The sequence below is a fragment of the Globicatella sp. HMSC072A10 genome (genome assembly GCF_001811625.1).
Classification (GTDB): domain Bacteria; phylum Bacillota; class Bacilli; order Lactobacillales; family Aerococcaceae; genus Globicatella; species Globicatella sanguinis.
The window spans coordinates 7,937-9,494 of the sequence record NZ_KV805799.1; the positions used below are offsets into that span (position 1 = coordinate 7,937).

General features: G+C 36.5%; 1 protein-coding gene. It reads left to right on the forward strand.

Going from position 1 to position 1,558, the window contains the following annotated elements; genetic code table 11:
- Nucleotides 1-1,558: G5 domain-containing protein (locus HMPREF2811_RS09285; RefSeq protein ID WP_210386574.1), on the forward strand; the 1,558-nt coding region annotated here is incomplete at both ends.

Genomic DNA, 1,558 nt, shown 5'->3' on the forward strand with positions numbered 1-1,558 from the left:
CCAAGGCGATTGAGTTTGAAACAGAATACATTATCGATAATTCACTCGAACCAGGTACAACTGAAGTTATTCAAAATGGTGAACTTGGTGAGGAAGAAACAACCATAACTCACACAATTGTGAATGGCGAAGTTACTAAGTCTGAAAATGGCGAAACTAAACAAACTAAAGCGCCAATTAAACGCATTGTTAAAGTAGGCCCAGCGAAGACGGATGGCACTCACACTTACACAAGTAAGAAACCATTTGAAGTTGAGGTAAGAGTAAACCCAGAACTTAAGAAGGGTGAGCACAAGGTAGTTCAACAAGGTGTTGAAGGGGAAGAAGAATATACGATTACGATTGAAAACTCAAAAGTAACCAATACTTCAGAACCAAAAGAAACCAAAGCGCCGGTTAAAGAAATTATTGAAGTTGGTAGCCAAGAATTTGAAGGTGAAGTAAAACACACAGAAGAATTACCATTTGGCTACAAAGTAGAGGAAGTCGACAACCTTCAAAAAGGTGAATACAGAATTGTGAAACCTGGTAAAGTTGGAACAAAAACTACAACTTGGACAATTAAAGACTCTAAAGTCGATGGTGAACCAAAAGAAGAAATCGTTCTATCAGAAGATGCCCTAATCCAAGTAGGTAAGGGAACTTCCGAGGGTACTCATGAAATCAAAGAGAAGAAAGAAATTCCTTTCGAAACTAGAGTTGAGTATGACGATACTCTTGAAGCAGGCCAACGTAAAGAAACTGGAGGAACACCAGGTGAACAAGAAAGAACGAATACTCTTGTAATCAAGGATGGTAAAGTTGTTGAAACCAAAGCAGGCGAATTTAAGACAACGAAAGATCCTGTAGAAAAAGTTATTAAGATCGGTACTAAACCAATTGTGAAAGAAGTAGAAAAACCATTTGAAACAGAGTATATTTATGATGAAAACGTTGAAATGGGCAAAGAAGAAGAAGTAACACCAGGTGAAAATGGAAAAGTTACAATTACTACTTCTTACGATAAAGATCAAGGTAAGCTTGTTACTAAGGAAGAAGCCAAGGATTCAGTTAAGAGAGTCGTTAAAGTTGGTACTAGACCTGTTGTTAAGGAAGAATCAATTCCTAACAATACTCAATACAAACATAATCCTGAGCTTAAAGATGGAGAAATCAAAAAAATTAAGGATGGTACTTCAGGAAAAGTGATCATCACGACTAGTTTCAATAAAGAAACTGGCAAATTTGAAACGAAAGTTGAAAGAACCGAACCTACTGATGCAGTTTATGAATATGGTTCTAAGACTGATGGTAAAGTAACGGTTGAAAATGAAGTTCCTTTCGAAGTAGAAATTATTGAAGATGCAGAAATGGAAGCTGGTAAGTCTGAAACAGTTCAAGAAGGAAAAACTGGTAAAAAAGAAACCACAATTACAATAGAAAATAGTAAAGAAGTTTCTAGGGAAGAAAACATCATAGAAGAATCAGTTAAGAAGATTGTAAAAGTCGGAACTAAATGTAAATGTGAAATCCCACCAGTGAATCCGGAAGACCCTGAGACTCCAGAGCAACCAGAAGA